Below are 1,821 nucleotides of genomic sequence, written 5' to 3'. Positions count from 1 at the left end.
CCTGCAGGCGCAGTGCAAAGCGGGTGGAGGGACGGGCGGTCATGACCTCAGCCGCTCAGGCGCTCGGCATCCAGGCGGCGGATGCTCAGTCCCAGGAACAATGCGATGAACAGCACGAAGTACGCCACGTCGGCGGTCGAGAACACACCCTTGAGCAGTGGCTGGTAGCGGTTGAGCATGGATATCTGGCGCAGCAGTTCGCCGCTGCCCTCGCCACCGCCGGTGCTGGCCCAGTCGAGAATCCACAGCAGCAGCAGTACACCGAAGGTGCTCACGGCGGCGGTGACCGGGTGTGCCGTCAGCGTGGACATGAAAAGGCCAAGCGCGGCGAAGCTGCCAAGCAGCAGCCACAGGCCGAGCACGCCGGCGGCGAGCAGGCCCAGATCGAGGGTGGCGCCCAGCAGCAGACTGGCCGGCATCAGCGCGGTCAGTGCCGTCACCAGGGTCAGGAAGGCGACCAGGGCCAGGTATTTGCCGAGCACGATGCCGGTGACCGACAGCGGCGCGGACAGCAACAGCGGCAGGGTCTGGTTGCGCCGCTCCTCGGCGAAACTGCGCATGGTGATCAGGGGCACCACCATCAGCAGCACGATGCCGGCGCTGCCGAACAGCGACGGGGCGACGATTTCCGTCAGGCCCGGCGGGTCCGGCATGGCCATCAGCTGCGAGCGCAGCTGCACGAACATGTCGATCTGGGTCAGGAACAGGTAGCCGAGGATGGCCTGCACCACGGCCAGCATGGCCCAGGCCGACGGCGAGGCGAACAGCACCCGCAGTTCGCGGCCGGCGATGGCAAGCATGCCCCTCATGCTGCGTGCTCCGGGGCGTCGGCCGGGACATCGCCGGCCAGTTCGAGGAACACGTCCTCCAGCGACAGGCGCGGACGGGTCAGCTCGTACAGGCCCCAGTCGCCTGCCGCGGCCGCACGCACCAGCGCGTCGGTGGGGTCGGTGTCGCCATCGAAGTGCACCAGCCAGCGGCCGTCGCCCTGTGGGTGCAGTGTGGCCACGCCGTCCATCTGGGCCAGGGTTTCGGCTGGTGGCGGCCGGCGGAAGGCGACCTGCAGGTGGGCGCCGTGCAGGTGGGTGGCCAGTTCGTCGATGCCGGCCTTGAGCACCAGTTCGCCGCGGCGAATGATCTGCACGTGGCTGCAGATGGCCTGCACTTCGGACAGGATGTGGGTGGACAGGATCACGCTGTGCGCCTGGCCGAGTTCGCGGATCAGGGCGCGGATTTCCTGGATCTGGATGGGGTCGAGCCCGACCGTGGGCTCGTCCAGGATCACCACCGGCGGGTTGTGGATGATCGCCTGGGCGATGCCGATGCGTTGCTGGAAGCCCTTTGACAGGTTGCCGATCAACCGCCGGCCGACGTCATGCAGGCCACAGCGCGCCTTGGCCTGCTCGCGCGCCGGGCGCACCTGACGGCGTGGCAGGCGGCGCAGGCGGGCACAGAAGTCGAGAAACTCGTCGACCGTGAGGTCGCGATTCAGCGGTGGGGTTTCCGGCAGGTAGCCGAGCTGCGCCTTGGCCTGCGTGGGGTGTTGCAGCATGTCGATGCCGCCCACGCGCACCTGGCCCCGGCTGGGCGCCAGGGTGCCGGTGAGGATGCGCATGGTGGTGGTCTTGCCGGCGCCGTTGGGGCCCAGGAAGCCCAACACTTCGCCCTTGACCACGGTGAAACTGACATCGCGCACGACGTCGCGATGTCCGAAGCTGCGGCTGACGTTGTCGACGTCAATCAGGATGTCGGTCGACATGGGTAGGGTCGTGGCGCAGCGGACCGCGCCGCTGCTTACTTGATCTTGGCTTCCTTGTAGGT

Annotated in this window: 2 protein-coding genes; both read right to left on the bottom strand. The window is 68.1% G+C overall.

From position 1 onward, the window contains the following. Positions 1–47: 47 nt before the first annotated feature. On the bottom strand, positions 48–809 hold the full coding sequence (locus ABYX71_RS11805; RefSeq protein ID WP_372696689.1) for an ABC transporter permease subunit: 762 nt from the start codon (positions 807–809) through the stop codon (positions 48–50). Beyond that, complete coding sequence (locus tag ABYX71_RS11800) at positions 806–1,759, bottom strand: ABC transporter ATP-binding protein (RefSeq protein ID WP_372696688.1); 954 nt, start codon at positions 1,757–1,759, stop codon at positions 806–808. The genes ABYX71_RS11805 and ABYX71_RS11800 overlap by 4 nt, the downstream gene beginning before the upstream one ends. Positions 1,760–1,821: the final 62 nt, after the last annotated feature.

This window comes from Immundisolibacter sp., assembly GCF_041625615.1.
Lineage (GTDB): Bacteria > Pseudomonadota > Gammaproteobacteria > Immundisolibacterales > Immundisolibacteraceae > Immundisolibacter.
Note: the sequence above shows the minus strand (reverse complement) of the source record. Positions and strands in the feature narration are given on the sequence as shown.

Excerpts from the sequence above, each read along its gene's own strand:
- ABYX71_RS11800 (WP_372696688.1), bottom strand. The coding sequence starts at position 1,759 with ATGTCGACCGACATCCTGATTGACGTCGACAACGTCAGCCGCAGCTTC.
- ABYX71_RS11805 (WP_372696689.1), bottom strand. The coding sequence starts at position 809 with ATGAGGGGCATGCTTGCCATCGCCGGCCGCGAACTGCGGGTGCTGTTC.